Annotated in this window: 1 protein-coding gene and 1 pseudogene; both read right to left on the bottom strand. The window is 36.9% G+C overall.

Translation table 11 applies throughout. The annotated features are described in order from the left end of the window. Nucleotides 1–138: 138 nt before the first annotated feature. Nucleotides 139–1041 (bottom strand): annotated as a pseudogene (locus F9279_RS24760) (IS3 family transposase); the annotation flags it as partial. Next, complete coding sequence (locus tag F9279_RS24755) at nucleotides 1026–1319, bottom strand: transposase (RefSeq protein WP_152116736.1); 294 nt, start codon at nucleotides 1317–1319, stop codon at nucleotides 1026–1028. The pseudogene F9279_RS24760 and the gene F9279_RS24755, both read right to left, overlap by 16 nt. Nucleotides 1320–1400 lie beyond the last annotated feature (81 nt).

Here is a 1400-nt window from a genome sequence, read left to right as displayed (position 1 = left end):
TGGTCTTCTGTCAAGAAAGTAGACACAAAAAAATGAGATATTTTTCTTCTCCAGCTACTACCGCACTTCGTTTGGTGGGGTGTTAGAAAGAATCACTCAAAAATCATGACTGATCCTTTCTAACACCAAATGTCTATATTATGAGATATTTTCCACCTCAGATTGTTTATACTTTTCCTCAAATTTATTGGGAGAACAATTACCTAAAGTCGAGTGTTTTCGTCCTTCATTGTAAAAGCTACTAATATAAAAGTGAATAGCCTTTATTGCTTCTGCCCTTGTGTTAAAACGTCTGCGATAGAGGTAATCTTTTTTTATGGTGGCATGGAAAGATTCGATACAAGCATTGTCATAAGGGTCTCCTTTTCTGCTCATACTAATCTCCATTTCATTCTGTTTTAAAAGATCAATATAGTCATTCGAACAGTACTGAGATCCACGATCAGAATGATGAATGACTCCTTCCGGTGGTTTTCTTGATGCCATAGCCATCTTTAGTGCCTGTAGAGGCAATTCTTTTTCTAGGGTATTTCCTAAACTCCACCCTATTATTTTTCTGGAAAACAAGTCCATCACCGATGATAAGTATAACCATCCTTCTAGCGTGCGAATGTACGTAATATCAGCTACCCAGATCTTATTTGGCTCCGCTACACGAAACTGTCTATTTACCAAGTTAGGATAGATGGGGTAAGAATGATTCGAATCCGTTGTGACTATAAATTTTTCTTTTGGAGTAGCCGTTAAACCTAATTCTCTCATTCTCCTAGCCACTGTTTTCTTGGAGATTGTATATCCCCATTCGATTAAATCATCGTGTACTCTTGGGCTGCCATAAGTCCCCATACTTTCATGAAAAGACTTACTAATCTTTTGATTGATTACCTTCTTATAGGCTTCTTTCTCCGAAGGTGGTTTCTGTTGATTCTTTAACCATTTGTAAAATCCACTGGGTGATACTTGGAACACTTCGCACATCTTCACAACGGTATGCTCATCACGGTGAGCTTGGATGAACGTATAGATTACTCGGGGTTTTTGGTGAAGATGTGCATCGCCTTTTTTAAGATGGCATTCTCTTCTCTTAGTTGTTGCATTTCTTTTTCATGTTGTTTTTTTAACTTCTCTAGCTCGGAAGGAGTAATATAAGCTTCTCCTGATTGTTTAGCCTGCTTCTTATCCTTATAGTCCTTAATCCACCTCATCATTGTCTTATAGGATAGTTCTAGTTCAAACGCAACCTCTGAGGCCTTTCTTCCTTCCTCGACTACTAATTTAGATACATATTCTTTATACTCTTGTGAAAAGTGCTTTCCCATATTTTGAACACGTCCTTTTAAATGATAGTTTTATTATAATAAATTCTCATTTATACGTGTCCACTTTTTAGACTAACTCTA

It is taken from the genome of Bacillus sp. B1-b2 (assembly GCF_009183415.1).
In the GTDB taxonomy this organism is placed as follows: Bacteria; Bacillota; Bacilli; order Bacillales; family Cytobacillaceae; genus Niallia.
Note: the sequence above shows the minus strand (reverse complement) of the source record. Positions and strands in the feature narration are given on the sequence as shown.

Bases quoted from the DNA above. Each gene is read 5' to 3' on its own strand.
- F9279_RS24755 (WP_152116736.1), bottom strand. From the start codon at position 1,319: ATGGGAAAGCACTTTTCACAAGAGTATAAAGAATATGTATCTAAATTA.